Here is a 19,430-nt window from a genome sequence, read left to right on the forward strand (position 1 = left end):
TCAGCGCCGGGCGCATCCCAAGGCGGCCGCGTCGATCGCCGTTGCCACGCCCGCGAGCAGATAGCCGTCGGACCGGTCGCGGCCTTCCTTCGACACCCAGGCGATGCGCATCGAGGTGCCGCTGCGCATCGCGGCGATGATCGCGGCGTCGGCGCGGGGGTCGGGGGCCCAGGCGTCGAGGCTGGCGGCAACGAGCGGGAAACTCCTGTCGCCGAAGATCAGCCGGATCGGACTGTTCGGCGCGCGCGGCTCGCGCAGACGGAAATGCACCTGGCCGTTGATGTGCTGGCGCGGCCAGATCGCGACCGAGGCGAAGCTGCGATGCGTTCCCCCGCTGCGCCGCTCGGGCGTGGCGATCGCGAAGCAGCGAAGCGGGTTGGCATCGCGGAAAGCGCCCCAGCCCGAAAAAATTCCCAGCGCCGTCCGTCCGGGCGGAGCCGCGCCAACGAGCAGTAGCGCACAAAGCACCAAGCAAATCCGGGCTCCGTTCGCTGTCAACCCCCGACCTTTCAAAAGTGGCATAAATGCAACAATTTCCGTTGTTTATCTGGCGTTCATGCAACCTCGACGCGTCTGGTGCACTTGGCCCCCCACGTCTCCACCAGCATTCCGGAGACGAGGTAATAGATGGAGTATATTATGCGCAGCATCGTTGTCGCCGCCCTTTTCGCGGCCAGCGCAGCAACCCCCGCCCTCGCCCAGGATAAGGCGCCGTTCACCGGCGCCCGCGTCGAAGCGCTGGCCGGCTGGGATCGCGTCCAGAACAACGGGCATGACGACGGCATCGGCTATGGGCTGGCCGCCGGTTATGATTTCCAGACGGGCATGGGCCTGGTCGGCATCGAGGCCGAAGCCGCTGACTCGAGCGTCAAGCAGTGCGTCGGCTCGACCACGCTGGCCGATCCGCGCCTGTGCGCCCGCGCTGGCCGCGATCTATATGTCGGCGGCCGCGTCGGCACCGTCCTGGGTGGCAATACGCTGCTCTACGCCAAGGCCGGCTACACCAACGCCCGCGCCAAGCTGACCAGCAATGACGGCACCGGCCGCGTGAACCTGGGCAGCACCGACCTCGACGGCGTCCGCGTCGGCGTGGGCGCGGAATATGCGCTCGGCACCAACGCCTTCGTGAAGACCGAGTATCGCTATTCCAACTATGAGAACGGCTTCGCGCGCCATCAGGTCGTCGGCGGCTTCGGCTTCCGCTTCTGATCGTTCGGGAAATCGAATAAGGAAAGGGGCCGGGTCGCGGGACTCCGGCCCCTTTCTGTTGGGTCTCGCCGCTACGGCAACACCCGCACGAAATATCCCCAGCTTTTGCAGCAGGGGACTAGCCGGGCCGCAAAGCCGCGCTATAACCGGATTCCATTTGAACATCGGGGATTCCGGGGCAGTCCATGAAGGCAACGATCGAACGCGCGACGCTTCTGAAAAGCCTGGGCCACGTCCAGTCGGTCGTGGAGCGGCGCAATACGATCCCGATCCTCTCCAACGTGCTGATCGAGGCGACCTCCGAAGGCACGTTGCGGCTGATGGCGACCGACCTCGACCTGCAGATCGTCGAGGTGGTGGCGGCTGCGGTCGACCAGCCCGGTGCGATCACCGTGTCGGCGCACACGCTGTTCGACATCGCCCGCAAGCTGCCCGAAGGGAGCCAGGTGTCGCTGAGCGCCGCCGACGGCAAGATGCTGGTTGTCGCGGGCCGTGCGCGCTTCAACCTGCAGACGCTGCCCAAGGATGATTTCCCAATGATTGCCGAGGGCGAGCTGCCGACCAAGTTCGAGCTGCCCGCCGAGACGCTCAAGCAGCTGATCGACAAGACCCGCTTCGCGATCTCGACCGAAGAGACCCGCTATTATCTCAACGGCATTTTCTTCCACGTGCAGGACGAAGGGACGCCGGTCCTCAAGGCGGCGGCGACCGATGGCCATCGTCTTGCCCGCGTCACCATCGCCCGCCCCGACGGCGCGGAGGCGATGCCCGACATCATCATCCCGCGCAAATGCATCGGCGAGCTGCGCAAGCTGCTCGACGAGGTTGACGGTTCGGTCGACGTGTCGCTGTCGTCGACCAAGATCCGTTTTGGCCTGGGTACCGCGATCCTGACCTCCAAGCTGATCGACGGCACCTTCCCCGATTATAACCGGGTGATCCCGACCGCGAACGACAAGCTGCTCAAGATCGATCCGAAGAGCTTCATGGAAGGCGTCGATCGCGTCGCCACCATCGCCTCGGAAAAGACCCGCGCGGTGAAGATGGCGCTCGACCGCGACAAGATCACGCTGTCGGTCACCAGCCCCGAAAACGGCACCGCCGCCGAGGAAGTCCCCGGTGACTATACCGCCTCGGGCTTCGAGATCGGCTTCAACGCGCGCTATCTGCTCGACATCCTCGGGCAGATCGACGGCGACATGGTCGAGGTCCACCTCGCCGATGCCGCCGCGCCGACGCTGATCCGCGAGAATGACAAGGCGCCCGCCTTGTATGTTCTGATGCCGATGCGCGTCTGAGGGCTATCCTCCGCTAGTTCTTGCCGTCATGCTGAACTTGGCTCAGCATCCACCCCGCCACAAGAGCGGCAGAGCAGGTGGAAGAGTGGATCCTGAAACAAGTTCAGGATGACGGTTTGGTGGGGTACCAGACTGGGGGTTTAGACATGCCGGTAACCGCCGCTCCCGATCTTCAGGCTCTTGTCGACCGGATCTGCGCGGAGATGTCGGCGATCGAGGCACGCGGCAAGGTCGCCGACTATATCCCCGGCCTCGCGCGGGTCGACCCGAAGCATTTCGGGATCGCGATCACCACCCATGACGGGCAGATGTTCGCGGCGGGCGACGCCGACACCAGCTTCTCGATCCAGTCGGTGTCGAAGGTCTTCGCGCTGACCATGGCGCTGGGCAAGGTGGGTGACGCGCTGTGGAAGCGGGTGGGACGCGAGCCGTCGGGCAATGCGTTCAATTCGATCGTCCAGCTCGAGGCCGAGCAGGGGATTCCGCGCAATCCCTTCATCAACGCGGGTGCGATCGTCGTGTCCGACGTCGTCCTGGCCGGGCACGAGCCCAAGGAGGCGATCGGCGAGATATTGCGCTTCATGCGCGAGGTGGCCGGCGACGACGGCATCACTATCGACAATGAGGTGGCGCAGGGCGAGGCCGACACCGGTTTCCGCAACACCGCGCTGGCCAATTACATGCGCGCCTTCGGCAATATCCATCACCCGGTCGAGCAGGTGCTGGGCGTCTATTTCCACCAATGCGCGCTGGCGATGAACTGCCGACAGCTCGCCCGCGCGGGGCGCTACCTGATGCTCGAGGGGCAGCATCCCGACACCGGCTTCAACATCGTCTCGCCGATGCGCGCGCGGCGCATCAACGCGCTGATGATGCTGTGCGGCCATTATGACGGATCGGGCGAGTTCGCCTTTCGCGTCGGCATTCCCGGCAAGTCCGGGGTGGGCGGCGGCATCCTCTGCGTCGTCCCCGGCATCGCCTCGATCGCGGTGTGGTCCCCCGGGCTCAACGAGCGCGGCAATTCGACGCTCGGCTCGCTCGCGCTGGAACGGATCGCGGTCGCGACCGGATGGTCGGTCTTCAACCAGCGCGAGCCTGGGTGATAAAGATCCGCTCATCCTGAGGAGCCACTGAGCTCGGCGAAGTGGCGTCTCGAAGGACGCGCCGGACCCTTCGAGACGGGTCCCTTCGACTGCCTGCCAAGGCAGGCGCTCAGGACATGCTTCGCCACGCTCAGCCCCTCCTCAGGATGAGCGGACATTGCTCACTTCGTATAGGGCACGAACCGGCCCAGCCCGCAGGCGCCGTAGGTGATCGGCGAGCTCGGCTCGGCGATGGTCAGCAGGTCGTTGCTGCACAGCTGGCCGGTGCTGGTGGTGGTGACGAGCATGCGGTTTGGCCGCAGCAGGGTGCAGCGGCCATTGTCCGGCTGGTTCACATACCAGAGCCGGGCCGATTGCTTGTAGATCACCGCCGTCGCGTCGACGATGCGGGTCGCGCCGATCCGGCGAAGCTGGACGCAGGAGACCGGCGCGCCGGCGGTCCGCCCGCTCAGCTCCTTCTGCGCTTTGGCCGACAGCGGAACGGGCGCGTCGGTGGCAGCGACGGCGGGAACGCAAAGCAAGGCGACAGCGGCGGCGAGGGGGCTGAAGCGCATGGCACGACTCTCCTGTTGTGGAGTGCGTATAGCCTGTTTCAGCCGCGGAACACATCCTTGGCCGCGCGGCGCTCGGCGAGCTGTTCGACGCTGGCGGCTCGCAGGAAGGGGTTGGTGGCGCGTTCGAGCGCGATCGTGGTCGGGACGGTCGGTTCGCCCTGCGCGCGCGCGGCGTCGACCGCCGCCATCCGATCGCGGATCGCGGCATTTTCGGGCTCGGCAACCAGCGCATAGCGGCCATTGCTCTGGGTATATTCATGCGCGCAATAGACGCGGGTCTCGGGCGGAAGCGCGCCCAGCCGCTGCATATTGGCGAACATCTGCGCCGGCGTCCCCTCGAACAGCCGGCCGCAACCCATCGCGAACAGCGTGTCGCCGACGAAGACGACATCCTCCTGCGGAAGGTGAATCGCGATATGCCCGGCGGTGTGGGCGGGAACCTCGATCACCCGGCCCTCGATCGCGCCGAGGCGGACGGTATCGCCTTCGGCCAGCGCGACGTCGAGCGAGGGGATTTTCGCGGCCTCGGCGGCGGGGGCGCTGACCACCGCCCCGGTCGCCGCCTTGATCGCGTCGTTGCCGCCGATATGGTCGGGGTGCCAGTGGGTGTTCCAGATCTGGCCGATCGTCCAGCCGCGCGCTGCCGCGGCGTCGAGCACCGGCTGCGCCTCGGCCGGATCGATCACCGCGGTCTCGCCCGAGGCGGGATCGTGCGCGAGCCAGATATAATTGTCGCTGAGCGCCGGGATGCGGACGATCTCGACGCTCACCTCACCACACCCCGGTGTTGGGCATCGACGCCCAGGGCTCGGCGGGGTCGAGGCGGCCGTCCTGAAGCAGCTCGACCGAGATATTGTCGGGGCTGCGGACGAAGGCCATGTGCCCGTCGCGCGGGGGCCGGTTGATCGTCACCCCGGCGTCCATAAGCCGCTGGCAGGTCTCGTAGATATTGTCGACGCGATAGGCGAGATGGCCGAAATTGCGCCCGCCGTCATAGCCGCCCTCATGATCCCAATTGTAGGTGAGCTCGACCTGGGCGTCCTCGTCCCCCGGGGCGGCGAGGAAGATCAGGGTGAAGCGGCCCGCCTCATTGTCCATCCGCTCGATCTCGCGGAGGCCGAGCAGTTCGAAGAAGCGGACGGTGGCGGCCGGATCGGCGACGCGGATCATGGTGTGGAGATATTTCATGGGGCGAGATGTAGGGGGCTGGCGCTCCACTCTCAACCTCCTACGTCACCCCGGACGTGATCCGGGGTCCCGCTTCTTTGCGGGCTCTGGCTGAAGAAAAGCGGGATCCCGGGTCAAGCCCGGGAGGACGATATTGGAGAAGGCCCTCAGATCTGGAAGATCAGGGTTCTGGAGCTTCCCCGCCCTTCAGCGCCAGCGCCGCCGCCTGGCCTGCCGGGCTGTCCGGAGCGGCCTGCGCCGCGCGGGTCCACGCTGCCCTGGCGTCGTCCATATTGCCCGAGGCCGCGGCGATATTGCCCGCTTCATAGGCGATCGAGGCATCACCGGGGGACAGCTTGGCCGCCTCGCGGATCGAGGCGAAGGCGGTGGGCAGATCCTTGGATTTCCGGGCGAGATTGGCGCGGAGCAGCCAGCCGAGCGGATCGCGCGGGACCAGCGTCGTCGCCCGATCGAGATCGGCGCGCGCCGCGGCACTGTCGCCGAGCGCGACCGAGGCGCGGGCGCGGTCGAGATGGACCTCGCCCTCCATCTCCTTCGACAGGCCGGGCAGCGCCAGCGCGCGATCGAAATTGCCGCGCGCACGCGACGCCTCGTCCCCCGCCAGCGCGGCGTTGCCCGCCTGCATCCACAGCACCACCGCCATCGGGTCCTGCGCGATCTGCGCCTCCTTGGCGGCGGCTTCGAAGGTGGTGGCCGACGCCGCCCATTGTTCGAGACCCGACTGGGCGATGCCGAGGCATTGCCGCGCCGCCATCCCGCCATTAGCGGCAAGCCAGGCGCGCGCCTCGGCTTCGGCCTTGGCCGGATCGCGATCGGCCAGCGCCGCACATTTCGCGCCGCGCGCGCTATGCTCGGCCTGCGAGAGGGCGGGCGGCGGGGGTGACGCGACGGCGACGGCGGCGGCGGCGGCGGCGAGAAGGACGAACATCAGGACTCCATCAACGCGGCGACGGTGCCGATTAGCAGGGCGATGTCGCCAGGCCGCGACAGCCGGTGGTCGCCGTCCTTGACGAGGATCGTCTGCACATCGGCTGAACGAAGCGCGCGGCCGAGGCGCATCGCCACCGACACCGGAACCGTCTCGTCGCGCTGGCCCTGCAGCAGCCGCACCGGCCCGTCGAAGGCGATCTCGCCGTCGAGCAGGAGGTTCGCCTGCCCCGATTCCCAGAAAGCGAGCGTGGTGAGATAGGGCTCGTCCGAATAGTCGCTCGGCGCCTCGATCCTGCCCTCGCGGCGGAGCAGGGCGACGACATCGTCCGAAAAGCCCCAGGCGGTGAAATCGGGCGCGGCGGCGATGCCGACGATCGCCTCCACCCGCCCGGGCAGCGCCAGCGCGACGAGCAGCGCGAGCCAGCCGCCCATCGACGAGCCGACCAGCAGCAGCGGGCCGCCAGCGGCAAAGGCGTCGATCGCGGCGAGCACGTCGTCACGCCAGTCGGCGAGGGTGAAATCGGCGAAGTCGCCCTCGCTCGCGCCGCAGCCGGAATAGTCGAGCCGCAGCATCGCCCGCCCCTCGCGCCCCGCCCAGGCATCGAGCGCGGTCGCCTTCTCGCCCTCCATGTCGGAGCGGTAGCCGGGCAGGAAGACGATCACCGGTCCGCGCCCGGGACGATAGCGATAGGCGAGGGCGGGCTTGTCGGGGCGGGTCAGATAGGCGGTCATGCGGTCTCTATAGCCGAGGTCGCCGCCGGGGCCATGGCGGTTATGCGCGGTGGCGGTGGATCGTCTTTCCAGCGCCTAATGCGTCCAGTCGAGGGTCAGTGTCGCGAAGTGCCATCGCAGCTGCTCCGGAGACGCGCCATCGACGTCGTTGACCCGCCGCAGCGTCGCGGTGCCCTCCATCCGTACCGGGCGGCCGTCACGATCATCGGCGGTGATGGTGACCGGCGCGGTGTAGTAGAGCGAGCCTGCGGCCCCTTCGGCCGTTCCGTCGGGGATCGCGACGCTGACCTGGCCAAGGCCGTCGAACATCGCGGCAAAGGCCGGCCTGCTCCACTTCTCCCGATCGGCTGCGCTGAGCAATGCCCACGCCTCGCCATATCGCTTCCGCTCGATCGCGCGGGCAAAGCTCAGCAGGACGTCGCGCGCGCCTTCTATTCCGTGGGCGGCCTCGTCGGTAAGACGGGGCGGCGCTTCGGCCGCGGGGATCCTGTCGGGTGCGCGGCGCGTCCCGGACATGGGGGCCACCGCGGACGTAGCCGAGTTCGCCTGTCTGCCTGGCTCTTGCGGCTGGCCGCATCCGACGAGCAGCAGGGCAGGCGCCAATGCGGCATATAGAGCTGGTCTGACCATGGTTTCGAAACTCGGAAGCCAGGCGGTACGTTCCCGCGCCCAACCGTGAACGGCCTTACGCGCCGTCCTTCGCTTTCGCATTGCGGCACATGGCGCGCACCGCCGCCCAGCCCGCCGGATCGAGCGCGGGGGCCGGATGTAGCACCCGCTTCACCGCGGCCTCGAAGCGTTTCCTGCGGTCGGCGGAAGGCGGGTGGCTCGCCATATAGGCGAAGACTCCGGGCATCCCCGCCTCGTCGCGGCCGAAGCGGGCGAACATCGCCGCGGTCGGCGCGGTGCTGATCCCGGCGCGGACGAGATGGTCGATCGAATAATCGTCGGCCTCGCTCTCGGCGGCGCGGCTGTAGCGCGATTCGACGAGTGCCTGGCCATATTCGGCGGCGCTGCCCCCCGATCCGATCAACAGGCCGATGCCGAAGCGGCGCAGCAGTGCGGTCAGGACATGGCGATGCTCGACATGGCCGATCTCATGCGCGAGCACGCCGGCGACCTCGTCGGGCGACTTCGCTTCGTCGATCAGCCCCCGGAAGATCAGGATGCGCCCGCCCGGCAGCGCGACCGCGTTGACCACAGGCAGGTTGACCACCCCGACCCGCATCGGCCGCCCCGCCGGCGACAGCCGCCGCGCGAGGCCATCGAGCGCCTTCTGCCCCGCCGGGCCACGGCAGGCATGCTCGCCGAAATCGCCGCTGATCGCGTCGCCGAGCTTCTGTTCCCAGCTATAGGGAATGGCGCGCGCGACGAGATCGACACCCTTGATCATGCCGACGATCACGACCGCCGACAGGACGGCTGCAATCGCCGCCGCGCCCCACATCCCGATCCGGTCGATCGGCCCGCCATAGCGGGCGGCGGCAGGGAGCTGCCACAGGATCGGGCCGGGGGGCTCGACGTCGAAGCCGAGCCGCCAGCCGGGGATGTCCTTGCGGCCGAAGATAATCGCCGACGAGTCCAGCCGCCGCAGCCGATCGACCGGTACCGGCGCAAATCCCTCGATCGTCAGCGCGCCGCTCTCAAGCGCGACGCTTACCTCATGGCGGACCGCGCTTTGCCCGTCGTGCAGCCAGGCCGCGGCGCGCGGCGGCGGATCAGAAGGCGCCGACATCGAACGTATCGAGCAGTCCCTCGCCCTGGCGCGGTACCTCGGTGGTCGACTGGGTGAGCGTGGCGAGCTCGACCTCACCGGTCGCCTCGAGATGGCGGATGAAGAAGGACCAGTTGCGATAGCCGATGAAGATGAAGCCGACGCCCAGCGTGACGAGGAGGAGTGCGATATGGCCGAGGATCAGCATGATCCAGTCGGTCGTGCGCGCGGTGAAATCGAACCCGATCTTGTTGAGCCGGAGCGATCCGATCGCCTCGCGCAGGAAGGCGGCATAATAGACGATGGCGATCAGACCCATAGCGGCGTAGGCGGCGATCGCGCCGAGAATGAAGGTGCCGAAGGCCGCCGGGCTAGGCGGCCTGCCGTCCGCCATGCTGCCCGCGACCAGCCCTATTCCGCCGACGCAGCCGACGACCGGCAGCAGGTAGAAGAGCAGGAAGTGTCCGATGACCCGCCGCCAGTCGGCATCGGCCTCGAAGCGATGGCTGCCGAAGCTCAGCCGGCCCCAGCGGTCGTTCCACAGGCTGGTCATCGACCAGGGGATGAAGATGCCGAGGACAAACGCGCCGATCGCCGTCTTCCACAGCGCGGTCAGCGCATAGCCCCAGCCCTTGTCGTCGCTGCCGCCCCTTATGCCGTGCCAGAAGGTGCGGCTGAGCCGATAGCGCAACCCCCGGTAGCGGGCGAGGCCGTAAAGATAGAGCAGTGCGGCATAGGCCGTGATGATGAGCAGGATTGCGCCGCCGATATGGCCCCGCACCATCAGGCCCTGGGCCACGAACTGCAGCGCGAACAGCGGCAGGCCGAGGAAGATCAGGACGAGGATGAAGCCGATCAGCAGCTCAAGCCCGGTGCCGGTCCATTCGAGCGGCGCGCCGATGAAGCGGGTGCGATCCCACAGATAGCGGCGCGCCCGCGCCGTCGCCCAGAAGCGGTAGATTCCCAGCGTGACGATCATCAGCAGGAGGTTGGTGAAGGCGATCGGCGCGAATTCGCGCCAGCTTCCCTCGAAACGAAACGCGCTGCCCGCCTGACCGCCCGTCATGCTTGCCCCCCAAACTTTCCCGGCGGCAACGGACTATGGCGCGCCTCGCGGGTCAAGCGAATATCGGTCCGAAGTGACGGCCAAGCGCCTCTGCCGGAATGACGAAGGAGGGCATGACCGCAACGCTTGCCCCGCGCCCCTCTTCGCGGGCATAAGCCGCGCTCCGCAAATACAAGGATTTCGTCTTTCCCATGTCCGATCTTCTCACCATCACGCTTCCCGACGGCTCGGTGCGCGAAGTGAAGACGGGCACTACCCCCTATGAGATCGCCGCGGCGATCGGGCCGGGGCTGGCCAAGGCGGCGCTCGCGGCGCGGGTCGATGGCGAGCTGCGCGACCTGGGCCGCCCGCTGACGCAGGATTCGACGCTCGCGCTGGTGACCGCGCGCGACGAGGCCGATGCGCTCGATCTCGCCCGGCACGATTACGCCCATATCCTCGCCGAGGCGGTGCAGAGCCTGTTCCCGGGAACGCAGATCACCTTCGGGCCGTCGACCGACGACGGCTTCTATTATGATTTCGCGCCCAAGGATCGCCCCTTCACCGAGGAGGACCTGCCCGCGATCGAGGCCGAGATGCGCAGGATCATAGCCGCCGACAAGCCTCTGCGCCGCGAGGAGTGGAGCCGCGAGCAGCTCATCTCGCGCTGGAAACAGCAGGGCGAGAGCTTCAAGGCCGAATGGGCCGCCGAGCTGCCCGGTGACGAGGCGCTGACGGTCTACTGGTCGGGCGACGACTGGCTCGACATGTGCCGGGGTCCGCATCTGCCCTCGACCGGCAAGCTCGATCCGCAAGCCTTCAAGCTGACCCGCGTGTCGGGCGCCTATTGGCGCGGCGACCAGAACAACGCGATGCTCAGCCGCATCTACGGTACCGGCTGGCTCAACAAGAAGCAGCTCGATGCGCATCTGACCCGGCTGGAGGAGGCCGCCAAGCGCGACCATCGCCGCATCGGCCAGGACATGGACCTGTTCCACCTCCAGCCCGAGGCACAGGGCTCGGTGTTCTGGCATCCCAAGGGCTTCCGCCTGTGGCGCGAACTCGAGGCCTATATGCGCCGCAAGCTCGACGCCGCCGACTATGTCGAGGTGAAGACCCCGCAGCTGATGGACGCGCGCCAGTGGGAGCAGTCGGGCCATTGGGGCAAATATCGCGAGAATATGTTCGTCGTTCCCGACGAGATCCCCAACACAGAGGAGGAAGGCCCGGTCCTGACCGGCGAGGGCGACCTGATGGCGCTCAAGCCGATGAACTGCCCGGCGCATGTCCTGATCTTCCGCCAGGGGATCAAGAGCTATCGCGACCTGCCGATCCGCATGGCCGAGTTCGGCTGCTGCCATCGCAACGAGGCGCACGGCGCGCTGCACGGCATCATGCGCGTCCGCCAGTTCACCCAGGACGATGCGCATATCTTCGTGCGTGAGGACCAGCTGATCGGGGAGGTGCGCGACTTCTGCGAGCTGCTCGACAGCGTCTATCGCGATCTCGGCTTCGAGGATTATGCCGTCAAGCTCGCGCTGCGCCCCGACAAGCGCTTCGGCTCCGACGAGACGTGGGACAAGGCCGAGAGCGAACTGCGCGAGGCGGTGCTGAGCTCGCAGCTCAGCGACACGATCAAGGCGAAGTTCGAGGAATTGCCCGGCGAGGGGGCCTTCTACGCGCCCAAGCTCGAATTCCACCTGACCGATGCGATCGGCCGCACCTGGCAGGTCGGCACGATCCAGTCGGACCGGGTGCTGCCCGACCGGCTCGACGCCTCCTATGTCGGCGAGGATGGCGAACGGCACCGCCCGGTGATGCTCCACCGCGCGATCCTCGGCACCTTCGAGCGCTTCATCGGCATATTGATCGAGCATCATGCCGGCCGTTTCCCGCTCTGGCTGGCGCCGGTGCAGGCGGTGGTCGCGACGATCGTGTCGGACGCCGACGACTATGCTCACAACGTCGAGAAGAAGCTCGCCGCCGCCGGGCTGCGCGCCGAGAGCGACCTGCGCAACGAGAAGATCAACTACAAGGTCCGCGAGCATAGCCTGGCCAAGGTCCCGGCGCTGCTGGTCGTCGGCAAGCGCGAGGCCGAGGAGGGCACCGTCGCGATCCGCCGCCTGGGCGAGCAGGCGCAGACCGTGCTGCCGCTCGACGAGGCGATCGCCGCGCTGGTGGCGGAGGCGACCCCGCCCGACCTGCGCCGCTGATCGCGCCGCGGCGGGCCGGCGATGTGCAACGAAGTCTCCCGCCGCGTCGATCTCGATCTGCTCCGCATCGCCTATGAGCAAGCGGCAATCGGCCTCGTCTTTCCCGAGGGGCTGCCCAACATGGCCTCGCTGGAAAGCGTGCGGATCACCGATCCGACGGTGATCGTCCGCGCTGCCGCTGGTGTGCCGTCCGAGGCCGAGTTCGGCGCGCAAAGTGCCCCCAGCACTTTGCTGACCGCCGAACTGGTGACCCGCCGCTGGAGCTGGCCGGGGCCGTCGGGCAAGCCGGTCTATAATTACCGCAGCGAGGGGCGCGACTTCCGCAATTCGGCGAAGCAGGGCCGCTGCCTGATTCCGGTCGACGGCTTCTACGAGTTCACGCCGCCCGCCGATCCGGCCAAGAAGCGCAAGGACAAATGGCGCTTCGGCTGGGCGGGCGAGGACGTCTTCATGATCGCCGGATTGTGGAAGCGCGACGAAGCGGCGATTCCCGACACGCGTCACGAGGCCTTCACCCTGCTGACCTGCGCGCCGGGGCCGGACATCGCACCCTATCACAGCCGCCAGGTAGTGCTGATGCCGCGCGCGAACTGGGCGGCGTGGCTCGATGGCTCGGTGCCGGCGCGGGATCTGATCGGTCCGGCTCCGGCAGGGACGCTGACGGTGGAGCAGGTGGGATGATCGCTCCATTTTGGCACTGACCAATATTGCGACGAGGCAGGCCCGGTCTATGACTTGGGCAAAGGGGACGGGCCAATGCGTCGATCACTACCAACGGTAGCCATTCTGGCGTTGGCGCTGGCCGTCCCTTCCGGTTTTGTCCGCGCCGAATCGTTGATCCCGGCGCTGGCAAAGCTCGCCGCTTCGCCCTGGGCCTTCCCTGCCCCATCGACCGCGCCACCGACCCGGGAGCAGGTGATGGCGCGCATCTCCGCTTGTGGGTTGCGGCCGCCGCGTGCATCGATCGGCAAGGACCCGGGCATGGGGGGCGAGGATGTCGTGCGGATCGGCCGCGGCCCCGCCATCTCGCTCCGGCAACGGGTGTGCCTCGTGAAGGCTTCGGCGGATATGATCACCTTCGTGATGTTCGACGATCCCGACGAACAGCGCGCCTTCGTCAAACTGGAAGCGGAGAAGCAGGCGAAGCGGGAGCCGCGCGAGGCCCGCAGGCGGCTGCGGCAGGCGGGCCTGCTGGACAAGCTGCCCCGCTACGATCCCCACCGGCAGACGCTCGAAAGCTATATGCGATCCTTGGAAGCGCTGTGCGGCGTCACGTCGGGCAGCGTAGTGGAATCCTTCCACAACCCCCGCAAGCCGAGCCTGCTCACGCCCCAGCCGACGTCCCTCGACCTCAGCCCCGGAGGCGGCGAACGGCTCTTCTGCGTGCAGGATGCTATCGCCGCAAGCAATCTCGCAGACCACGGCATCCACTTCGGTTTCGTCGGCAACGAGATCATCGAGGAGCCGGCAAAGGCGAAGTGAAGGCGAAGCGGGTGGCGCAGACCGTCGGCTCGTGCCCTCGGCCTCAGATGATCTGGCTGCGGTCGCTCATCGGTTCGAAGCGGCGCATCACGACGCGGATTTCCGGGCGCGCCTCGCCGCCGGCGCGGTGGACGATGCGCCCCTCGAAAAGATCGGCTGTGATCGCGTCAGCGACGACGTCGAGCTGGAACATCGGCGCGAGCGTGCCGAAGACCCCAGCATAGCCGGTTCCGCTGCCATGGCGGACGACCGAAAGCGACGCGGTGAGAGTGGTGCCGTCGAGGGTGAACCGGCCATGGAAGATCAGCTGGCCGTCGCCCCCGGCCATCCGGTCGCCTTCGACATGGAGGACGCCGCCATGGGTCTCGTCGTCGCGGCAGCCGAACAGCCCGAAGCGCAAGGTCCACAGCCCGGCGAGCGCCGCGCCGTCCAGCATGAGGGGCATGGCGTCGACATCGTAACGGGACAGGTTCTGCCGGATCATGGCCTGATCAACTATATGCGATTCATGGATAAAATATGAACCGGCGTGAAGATGCGGGCTTAGGAAAACCACCTAATCGGGCGGTCGGACTCCATGGACAATAAGCTGACTCGCATAGGCCGAAGTTATCCTATTCTTCCGGCCGCCTGGAACGGTATTTCGCCAGCCAGCGAATGACCGTGCCCCCCAAGGCTGTGGCGGTAGCAAGGTAAAGAGGTAGGATTGCTATCGCTAAGGCTGCCGTCGAATTGCCGCTGCGATCAATATTCGCAAACAGAGTGATCTCCCCTACGGTCACCGCGATCGAAATCATGAGCAGGACTGTTCGCGATCGTCCAGGCAGCGAATTCCGGATGAAGATCAGCATCACGATCTGCGCCGCGCCGATGATCGCGATATATACCGGCAGCAGCAGAATGATGAACGCCAGCTCCCCGGTGCTCATGCGACCGGCATAGGGGAGCGTAAAAGCGGCGAAAGCCACCGCCGAAGGCACTAGGCACAGCAGACCGGCAGCTTGCGAAACGCGATCCCAGTGGAGGATGCGTCTAGCCAGGTTCACCGGCTCAGCTTCCCCGCCGGTTCAGGAAGGCCAGCCGCTCGAACAGCATGATGTCCTGCTCATTCTTGAGCAGCGCGCCGTGGAGCGGGGGGATCGCCTTCTTAGGGTCGCGAGACTGGAGGACGTCGAGCGGCATGTCCTCGGCGAGCAGCAGCTTGAGCCAGTCGAGCAGCTCGCTGGTCGACGGCTTCTTCTTGAGGCCGGGCACGTCGCGGATCTCGTAGAAGATGTCCATCGCCTGGGCGACCAGCGCCTTCTGGATGCCGGGGAAGTGGACGTCGACGATCGCCTGCATCGTCTCGCGGTCGGGGAATTTGATATAGTGGAAGAAGCAGCGCCGCAGGAAGGCGTCGGGCAGTTCCTTCTCGTTGTTGCTGGTGATCACGACGATCGGCCGCTCCTTGGCCGCGATCGTCTCGCCGGTCTCGTAGACGTCGAACGACATGCGATCGAGTTCCTGGAGGAGGTCGTTGGGGAATTCGATGTCGGCCTTGTCGATCTCGTCGATCAGCAGCACGGGAAGCTGGGGCGCGGTGAAGGCGTCCCACAGCTTGCCGCGCTTGATGTAGTTGCGGATGTCGTGGACGCGCTCGTCGCCGAGCTGGCCGTCGCGCAGGCGGGCAACCGCGTCATATTCGTACAGGCCCTGATGCGCCTTGGTGGTCGACTTGATGTGCCACTGGATCAGCGGCGCGTTGGCGGCGGCGGCGATCTCGTGCGCCAGCACCGTCTTGCCGGTGCCGGGTTCACCCTTCACCAGCAGCGGGCGGCGCAGCGTGACTGCGGCGTTGACCGCGACCTTGAGATCCGCCGTGGCGATGTAATTGCTGGTGCCGTCGAAACGCAACGCCTGTCTCCCGCTGAAAATCGCATGAGCCTGATCGCCGATGGCGTGAATCAGGCTCCAACCTTTGTCCGAGACCTTGATTCACGCCCGGTTCCCCGGGCGATCAAGGTCTGGGCGATAAGGGGAGGCGGTAAGGAGGGCAAGCGCCAACTCCCCCTCCCTGCCAAGGGAGGGGGTCGGGGGGTGGGTCACGCCGAGGGTTGTGGCAGCCATTTCGCCGGACTAACCCACCCCCGGCCCCTCCCTTGGCAGGGAGGGGAGAGTTACGTCCCGATTCTGGCTTCCGCCCGTGCCTCCAGCAGCCCCCACAATCCGCGATGCTGGACGAGCAGCTGCTGCGCGCCGAACACCATCGCGCGCTCGACGCCGGGGTATTCGGCGGCGTCGGCAAGCGCCATCGTCCGGCGTGGCGAAGGGAGGGCAGGCGGGGTGAGGGCGACGCCGAAGCGTTGCGCCGCGGCGTCGATCACCGCGCGGATCGAGCGCCAGTCGAGTACCAGCGCCATCGCCGCGCCGAGCGCGCAGCCGTTGCGATCCGACCGGGCGAGCATTTCGAGCGCGTGGCGCTGCCCCGCGACCGCGGCTTCGGACTGGGCCTGGCCCGGGGTGCTGGGCAGCGGCCCCGCCGCGACGACGACCTGGGTCAGATAGAGGCGCTCCTCGGCGAAACCCTGCGCGGCGGCGTCGAGCCAGGCGCGTGCACCATCGCTTGCCGGCTTCTTACGGGCAAGGTCGATCACGCCCGGCTGGCGGCCATGAAGATTGGCGATGAAATGAACGGCATCGGCCAGGTCGCGGCCGGCCTCGCGGCCCCGCGAAAAGATATGACAGGCGATATAGGGATGGCTCTTGCCACCATCGTCGCAGATCAGCGCACCGATCGTCCCGGCCGCGCTGGGACGCGCAGCCGCCTGCTGTAGTTCATACGCCATACGCAACACACCCCGAATACAACCGGACCATAAGCACGATCGGCATAAACGCTGCCTCTCGTGCGAATCGCTATAGCCAGATGCGGTAAATAGCCCGTTACGCCGTCGAAAAATTGGTGGTTAACAAAGCGCCTACGCCGCTATGTCCGGTGTCGGCCCGCAGCGGGAGCCGATAATTTCCCGTAAAACATCCATTTGCCGTTCAGCCTGATGGCGCTAGAGGGGACCGCTTATGGCGCGTTCATCCTCCCGTTCGAACGACTGGGGTTTCCCCCGCTGGCGCGGCTATGGCAGCGAGCGGGGGGCGACCCAGGTGCGGATGTGCGACCGCCATGGCTGCGACCAGCCGGGCGACTGCCCTGCACCCAAGGCGCCGAACAGCCGCGAGCGCTGGTATTTCTGCCCGCGCCACGCCGAGGAATATAATCGCAACTGGGATTATTTCGCCGGCCTGTCGGCAGAGGAAGCCGCGGCGCGCGAGGCCGACGAGAAGCGCTCGGCCTCGGGCTATGCCGAGCAGGCGCATTATGGCTGGGCGGGCCCCGGCGACGGCCGCTGGTCGCGCGACGAGATGCGCGCCTTCGAGACGCTTGAGCTCGAAGTCGACGCCGGCTTCGAGGCGGTGAAGGCGGCGTGGCGGCGGCTGGCCAAGGCCAACCACCCCGACGTGAAGCCGAACGACGCCGAGGCGGCAGTGCGCTTCCAGGCGGTGCAGGCGGCGTTCGAGATATTGCGCCGCGCCGAGGAACGCCGCCCCCGCTGATAGGTGATTTCCGCTACGGCAGCTTAATGTGGATCAAATTCCGGCCCGCGTCGTTCCGTAACCATATGAACGCCGGTGACCTGCAACTTCGCGTGCATGGCCCCCGTAGTTGCTAGGGGCTTGCGCCGCGGAACGCATGGGAGAGCCGGGTGCGGATTTTATGCGTCGACGATGACGGGCTGGTGCGGGCGGTGACTGCCGATCTGCTGCGTGAACTGGGCCATGACGTGATCGAGGCCGGCGGCGGCAACGACGCCGCCGGTATCATCGCCGCCGCGACACCGATCGACATGCTGGTCACCGACATCCACATGCCCGGCGGTCCCGACGGCCTCGAACTGGCTCATTATGCGCGCACGCAATTGCCCGGCCTGCCGGTTATCTATTTCAGCGGACTCGCCCATGTCGTGCCGCGCGACGTTGAGGGGGTGGTGCTGGCGAAACCGTGCAGCCTGGGCCAGCTGCAGCAGGCGATCGACGGCTGGCACTGACGGGGCTTTGTGGCTTCAATCGCGCGCGTTGATCTTGGCGCGGCCGGTGAGCACCGCGAGGCTCGCGCGTTCGTTGGCGCGCAGCGCGCGGGGATCGGCGGGAACCGCCTCGATCCATCGGCCGCCCTTGGCCATGTCGACAAAGGCCGGGGCGACATAGGATTTGCGGCAGACGGCGGGGGTGTTGCCGAGCTGGCGGGCGACCTCTTCGAGCAGCGTCTTCACCGATGTCCGCCGCCCGCGTGCGAGCATGCCCGCCGCGACCGCGCAGGCGCGCCAGGTCCGGAAGGTCTTGGCGGTGCCGGCGCCGTCGGTCAGCTCGCAGATCCATTCGTTGATGTCGGCGGCGCGGACACGCAGGCCCGATCGGGTCGCGAACAGCGTGCCGGCGCCCGCGGTCTTGAGCTCGGCGAGCGCGGCGGCGAGCGCGGCGTCCTTCCCCGAGAGCTCGGCGCGGATGCCATGCTTGCCGTAGAAGCAGAGGTGGATTTCGTCGCCATTGATCCGCGCGTGCCGGTTGAGCAGCGTGGTCGCGCCGAAGCTGCCGCGCGCCGCGGAATCGGCCGATCCCACCCGGATCGCGAAACCGTCGAGCAGCCGCACCGCAGCGGCGCGCGCGCGTTCCCACGGGTCTTCGCTCTTCAGCGCGCGGCGGACTGCGGCGCGGAGCTGCGGCAGATGCTTCGCGAACGCGGGCAGTCCGGCGAATTTCTCCTGGTCGCGCGCCTCGCGCCAGCTGTTGTGGTAGCGATATTGCTTGCGCCCCGCCGCGTCGAAGCCGGTGGCCTGCACCGGCGCCTGCGGGTCGGGATTGATCCACACCTTGCGCCAGGCGGGCGGGATGCCAAGGCCGAGGATGCGCATCCGCTCCTCTACATCGCTGACCGTCGACCCGTCAGGCGCGACGAAGCGCCACCCCCGCCCGCGCCGGGTGCGGCTGATCCCGGGGGCGGAGTCGATCGTGTCGAGCTGTTCGATAGGGCGATGTTGCATGGGAATGCACAACGCAGGAGGCAGAGATCTGTGCCCGTCACGTCTGACGGATTAGCGGAGCCTACTCCGCGCCGAGATCGTCGGGGAGCGGGTCGCGGCCGGATATGCGGCGGGCGAGGGCTTCGGCGTCGGTCAGGTTCCAGCGGCCGGGAATCTCGATCACCCCGCCGGTCAGCGGCTTGCGGATCAGTTCGGTGGCGAGCGTCTTGCCGTCGAGCGCGATCTGCATCGGCTTGCCGATCAGCGATTCGGTGATCTCGCCGAGGCGCTTCGTGGCGGCCGGGGTCAGCGTCACCATGATGCCGACTTTGCTGTTTATGTCGGGCAGCGCGCGGGCGTCGAGGATATCGGTAGCGGCGAAGCTTTCGCCGGCGATGGTCAGTCTGCCGGTCGCGAAGCTGGCGGCGGGCGGCGCGGCGGGGGCGGGCGCGGCGAGCGGCGCGACGGCGAGCAGCAGCAGGGCGAGCCGCCGGGTCATGCGTAGCGCTCCGCGGTCGCCTGGATCAGCGCGATCATGTTGGGGATTCCCTGGGTGCGGTTCGAGCTGAGCTGGTTCTTCAGGTCGAAGGGCGCCAGCGCGGCAGCGATGTCGGTGTCACGGATCTCCGCGGCCGGCTTGTCCTGCACGGTCAGCAGCACCAGCGCGATGATGCCCTTGGTGATCGCGGCGTTGCTGTCGGCGAGGAAGTGCAGCGAGCCGTCTTCGCGGACGGTGGGATAGACCCACACCGCCGCAGAGCAGCCGCGCACCAGCGTCGCGTCGGTCTTCAGCGCATCGGGCATCGGCTCCAGCGCCTTGCCGAGATCGATCAGCAGGCGATAGCGGTCGTCGGCGTCGAGAAATTTATATTCTTCGACGATGTCGTCGAAACGGGCGGGCTCGGTCATGC

General features: G+C 67.3%; 24 protein-coding genes. 8 read left to right on the top strand and 16 right to left on the bottom strand.

From position 1 onward, the window contains the following. Positions 1–522: a hypothetical protein gene (locus tag ASE00_RS19005; RefSeq protein WP_056383247.1), complete on the bottom strand. Its 522-nt coding sequence runs from the start codon at positions 520–522 to the stop codon at positions 1–3. Positions 523–639: 117 nt separating this feature from the next. Here ASE00_RS19005 and ASE00_RS19010 point away from each other — a divergent pair, with 117 nt between their 5' ends. From ASE00_RS19010 to ASE00_RS19020, 3 genes are all read left to right on the top strand, one after another. After that, positions 640–1,209 carry an outer membrane protein gene (locus ASE00_RS19010; RefSeq protein ID WP_056383249.1) on the top strand — a complete coding sequence of 190 codons (570 nt, stop codon included), beginning with the start codon at positions 640–642 and terminating at the stop codon, positions 1,207–1,209. Between the two features lie 185 nt (positions 1,210–1,394). Further along, the gene (gene dnaN / locus ASE00_RS19015) at positions 1,395–2,507 is read left to right on the top strand and encodes a DNA polymerase III subunit beta (protein ID WP_056383251.1); all 1,113 of its coding nucleotides are present in this window, start codon (positions 1,395–1,397) and stop codon (positions 2,505–2,507) included. Between the two features lie 146 nt (positions 2,508–2,653). Beyond that, positions 2,654–3,610 (top strand): glutaminase, encoded by a 957-nt coding sequence (locus ASE00_RS19020; protein WP_056383253.1) that lies wholly within the window; start codon positions 2,654–2,656, stop codon positions 3,608–3,610. Between the two features lie 161 nt (positions 3,611–3,771). Here ASE00_RS19020 and ASE00_RS19025 read toward each other — a convergent pair whose 3' ends face one another. From ASE00_RS19025 to ASE00_RS19060, 8 genes are all read right to left on the bottom strand, one after another. Next, positions 3,772–4,164 (bottom strand): hypothetical protein, encoded by a 393-nt coding sequence (locus ASE00_RS19025; RefSeq protein WP_056383254.1) that lies wholly within the window; start codon positions 4,162–4,164, stop codon positions 3,772–3,774. A gap of 38 nt (positions 4,165–4,202) precedes the next feature. Further along, a complete protein-coding gene (gene gloB, locus ASE00_RS19030) occupies positions 4,203–4,934 on the bottom strand; it encodes a hydroxyacylglutathione hydrolase (RefSeq protein ID WP_200957970.1) in 732 nt (243 codons plus the stop codon). Position 4,935: 1 nt separating this feature from the next. Then, a complete protein-coding gene (locus ASE00_RS19035) occupies positions 4,936–5,352 on the bottom strand; it encodes a VOC family protein (protein WP_056383258.1) in 417 nt (138 codons plus the stop codon). A 160-nt stretch (positions 5,353–5,512) separates the two neighbouring features. Then, positions 5,513–6,280 (bottom strand): tetratricopeptide repeat protein, encoded by a 768-nt coding sequence (locus tag ASE00_RS19040; protein ID WP_235538745.1) that lies wholly within the window; start codon positions 6,278–6,280, stop codon positions 5,513–5,515. Further along, the gene (locus tag ASE00_RS19045; protein ID WP_056383261.1) at positions 6,280–7,014 is read right to left on the bottom strand and encodes an alpha/beta hydrolase; all 735 of its coding nucleotides are present in this window, start codon (positions 7,012–7,014) and stop codon (positions 6,280–6,282) included. Before ASE00_RS19045 ends, ASE00_RS19040 begins: the two co-directional genes overlap by 1 nt. 75 nt (positions 7,015–7,089) lie before the next feature. Further along, the gene (locus tag ASE00_RS19050; protein ID WP_235538746.1) at positions 7,090–7,530 is read right to left on the bottom strand and encodes a hypothetical protein; all 441 of its coding nucleotides are present in this window, start codon (positions 7,528–7,530) and stop codon (positions 7,090–7,092) included. A 169-nt stretch (positions 7,531–7,699) separates the two neighbouring features. After that, entirely contained in the window at positions 7,700–8,749 is a 1,050-nt protein-coding gene (locus ASE00_RS19055) for a M48 family metallopeptidase (RefSeq protein WP_056383265.1), read from the bottom strand. Then, positions 8,733–9,794, bottom strand: a complete 1,062-nt coding sequence (locus ASE00_RS19060) for a YjgN family protein (RefSeq protein ID WP_056383267.1) — start codon at positions 9,792–9,794, stop codon at positions 8,733–8,735. Before ASE00_RS19060 ends, ASE00_RS19055 begins: the two co-directional genes overlap by 17 nt. Before the next feature lie 191 nt (positions 9,795–9,985). On the opposite strand from ASE00_RS19060, the gene thrS reads away from it, so the two are divergent. The 3 genes from thrS to ASE00_RS19075 all read left to right on the top strand — a co-directional run bounded on the left by thrS (position 9,986) and on the right by ASE00_RS19075 (position 13,468). Next, the gene (thrS, locus tag ASE00_RS19065; RefSeq protein ID WP_056383268.1) at positions 9,986–11,986 is read left to right on the top strand and encodes a threonine--tRNA ligase; all 2,001 of its coding nucleotides are present in this window, start codon (positions 9,986–9,988) and stop codon (positions 11,984–11,986) included. A gap of 21 nt (positions 11,987–12,007) precedes the next feature. Next, complete coding sequence (locus ASE00_RS19070) at positions 12,008–12,667, top strand: SOS response-associated peptidase family protein (RefSeq protein WP_056383270.1); 660 nt, start codon at positions 12,008–12,010, stop codon at positions 12,665–12,667. Positions 12,668–12,742: 75 nt separating this feature from the next. Then, on the top strand, positions 12,743–13,468 hold the full coding sequence (locus ASE00_RS19075) for a hypothetical protein (protein ID WP_156405513.1): 726 nt from the start codon (positions 12,743–12,745) through the stop codon (positions 13,466–13,468). 43 nt (positions 13,469–13,511) lie between these two features. On the opposite strand, the gene ASE00_RS19080 is transcribed toward ASE00_RS19075, so the two are convergent. From ASE00_RS19080 to ASE00_RS19095, 4 genes are all read right to left on the bottom strand, one after another. Further along, positions 13,512–13,952 (bottom strand): hypothetical protein, encoded by a 441-nt coding sequence (locus ASE00_RS19080; protein ID WP_056383273.1) that lies wholly within the window; start codon positions 13,950–13,952, stop codon positions 13,512–13,514. Between the two features lie 130 nt (positions 13,953–14,082). Beyond that, positions 14,083–14,397 carry a hypothetical protein gene (locus tag ASE00_RS19085; RefSeq protein WP_162256503.1) on the bottom strand — a complete coding sequence of 105 codons (315 nt, stop codon included), beginning with the start codon at positions 14,395–14,397 and terminating at the stop codon, positions 14,083–14,085. Between the two features lie 121 nt (positions 14,398–14,518). Beyond that, the gene (locus ASE00_RS19090) at positions 14,519–15,361 is read right to left on the bottom strand and encodes an AAA family ATPase (RefSeq protein ID WP_056383278.1); all 843 of its coding nucleotides are present in this window, start codon (positions 15,359–15,361) and stop codon (positions 14,519–14,521) included. A 263-nt stretch (positions 15,362–15,624) separates the two neighbouring features. Next, the gene (locus ASE00_RS19095; RefSeq protein WP_056383280.1) at positions 15,625–16,293 is read right to left on the bottom strand and encodes a DUF6975 family protein; all 669 of its coding nucleotides are present in this window, start codon (positions 16,291–16,293) and stop codon (positions 15,625–15,627) included. A gap of 232 nt (positions 16,294–16,525) precedes the next feature. On the opposite strand from ASE00_RS19095, the gene ASE00_RS19100 reads away from it, so the two are divergent. Together ASE00_RS19100 and ASE00_RS19105 are read left to right on the top strand one after the other, a co-directional pair. Then, complete coding sequence (locus tag ASE00_RS19100; RefSeq protein WP_056383282.1) at positions 16,526–17,056, top strand: J domain-containing protein; 531 nt, start codon at positions 16,526–16,528, stop codon at positions 17,054–17,056. Positions 17,057–17,205: 149 nt separating this feature from the next. Beyond that, positions 17,206–17,547 carry a response regulator gene (locus tag ASE00_RS19105; RefSeq protein ID WP_056383285.1) on the top strand — a complete coding sequence of 114 codons (342 nt, stop codon included), beginning with the start codon at positions 17,206–17,208 and terminating at the stop codon, positions 17,545–17,547. A gap of 15 nt (positions 17,548–17,562) precedes the next feature. Here ASE00_RS19105 and ASE00_RS19110 read toward each other — a convergent pair whose 3' ends face one another. The 3 genes from ASE00_RS19110 to ASE00_RS19120 form a co-directional block, all read right to left on the bottom strand. Next, complete coding sequence (locus tag ASE00_RS19110) at positions 17,563–18,540, bottom strand: DNA topoisomerase IB (protein WP_056383287.1); 978 nt, start codon at positions 18,538–18,540, stop codon at positions 17,563–17,565. Between the two features lie 61 nt (positions 18,541–18,601). Further along, positions 18,602–19,018, bottom strand: a complete 417-nt coding sequence (locus ASE00_RS19115) for a SecDF P1 head subdomain-containing protein (protein WP_056383289.1) — start codon at positions 19,016–19,018, stop codon at positions 18,602–18,604. Then, complete coding sequence (locus ASE00_RS19120) at positions 19,015–19,428, bottom strand: SufE family protein (RefSeq protein ID WP_056383290.1); 414 nt, start codon at positions 19,426–19,428, stop codon at positions 19,015–19,017. Before ASE00_RS19120 ends, ASE00_RS19115 begins: the two co-directional genes overlap by 4 nt. Between the last annotated feature and the right edge of the window lie 2 nt (positions 19,429–19,430).

It is taken from the genome of Sphingomonas sp. Root710, from assembly GCF_001429065.1.
Classification (GTDB): Bacteria; Pseudomonadota; Alphaproteobacteria; order Sphingomonadales; family Sphingomonadaceae; genus Rhizorhabdus.

What these genes read in the sequence shown, in the direction of transcription:
- ASE00_RS19075 (WP_156405513.1), top strand. Translation starts at nt 12,743, where the DNA reads ATGCGTCGATCACTACCAACGGTAGCCATTCTGGCGTTGGCGCTGGCC.
- ASE00_RS19005 (WP_056383247.1), bottom strand. Translation starts at nt 522, where the DNA reads ATGCCACTTTTGAAAGGTCGGGGGTTGACAGCGAACGGAGCCCGGATT.
- ASE00_RS19040 (WP_235538745.1), bottom strand. Translation starts at nt 6,280, where the DNA reads ATGTTCGTCCTTCTCGCCGCCGCCGCCGCCGCCGTCGCCGTCGCGTCA.
- ASE00_RS19020 (WP_056383253.1), top strand. Translation starts at nt 2,654, where the DNA reads ATGCCGGTAACCGCCGCTCCCGATCTTCAGGCTCTTGTCGACCGGATC.
- thrS (WP_056383268.1), top strand. Translation starts at nt 9,986, where the DNA reads ATGTCCGATCTTCTCACCATCACGCTTCCCGACGGCTCGGTGCGCGAA.
- ASE00_RS19095 (WP_056383280.1), bottom strand. Translation starts at nt 16,293, where the DNA reads ATGGCGTATGAACTACAGCAGGCGGCTGCGCGTCCCAGCGCGGCCGGG.
- ASE00_RS19025 (WP_056383254.1), bottom strand. Translation starts at nt 4,164, where the DNA reads ATGCGCTTCAGCCCCCTCGCCGCCGCTGTCGCCTTGCTTTGCGTTCCC.
- ASE00_RS19115 (WP_056383289.1), bottom strand. Translation starts at nt 19,018, where the DNA reads ATGACCCGGCGGCTCGCCCTGCTGCTGCTCGCCGTCGCGCCGCTCGCC.
- dnaN (WP_056383251.1), top strand. Translation starts at nt 1,395, where the DNA reads ATGAAGGCAACGATCGAACGCGCGACGCTTCTGAAAAGCCTGGGCCAC.
- ASE00_RS19010 (WP_056383249.1), top strand. Translation starts at nt 640, where the DNA reads ATGCGCAGCATCGTTGTCGCCGCCCTTTTCGCGGCCAGCGCAGCAACC.
- ASE00_RS19035 (WP_056383258.1), bottom strand. Translation starts at nt 5,352, where the DNA reads ATGAAATATCTCCACACCATGATCCGCGTCGCCGATCCGGCCGCCACC.
- ASE00_RS19070 (WP_056383270.1), top strand. Translation starts at nt 12,008, where the DNA reads ATGTGCAACGAAGTCTCCCGCCGCGTCGATCTCGATCTGCTCCGCATC.
- ASE00_RS19050 (WP_235538746.1), bottom strand. Translation starts at nt 7,530, where the DNA reads ATGTCCGGGACGCGCCGCGCACCCGACAGGATCCCCGCGGCCGAAGCG.
- ASE00_RS19085 (WP_162256503.1), bottom strand. Translation starts at nt 14,397, where the DNA reads ATGAGCACCGGGGAGCTGGCGTTCATCATTCTGCTGCTGCCGGTATAT.
- ASE00_RS19060 (WP_056383267.1), bottom strand. Translation starts at nt 9,794, where the DNA reads ATGACGGGCGGTCAGGCGGGCAGCGCGTTTCGTTTCGAGGGAAGCTGG.
- ASE00_RS19120 (WP_056383290.1), bottom strand. Translation starts at nt 19,428, where the DNA reads ATGACCGAGCCCGCCCGTTTCGACGACATCGTCGAAGAATATAAATTT.
- ASE00_RS19110 (WP_056383287.1), bottom strand. Translation starts at nt 18,540, where the DNA reads ATGCAACATCGCCCTATCGAACAGCTCGACACGATCGACTCCGCCCCC.
- ASE00_RS19055 (WP_056383265.1), bottom strand. Translation starts at nt 8,749, where the DNA reads ATGTCGGCGCCTTCTGATCCGCCGCCGCGCGCCGCGGCCTGGCTGCAC.
- ASE00_RS19080 (WP_056383273.1), bottom strand. Translation starts at nt 13,952, where the DNA reads ATGATCCGGCAGAACCTGTCCCGTTACGATGTCGACGCCATGCCCCTC.
- ASE00_RS19045 (WP_056383261.1), bottom strand. Translation starts at nt 7,014, where the DNA reads ATGACCGCCTATCTGACCCGCCCCGACAAGCCCGCCCTCGCCTATCGC.
- ASE00_RS19100 (WP_056383282.1), top strand. Translation starts at nt 16,526, where the DNA reads ATGGCGCGTTCATCCTCCCGTTCGAACGACTGGGGTTTCCCCCGCTGG.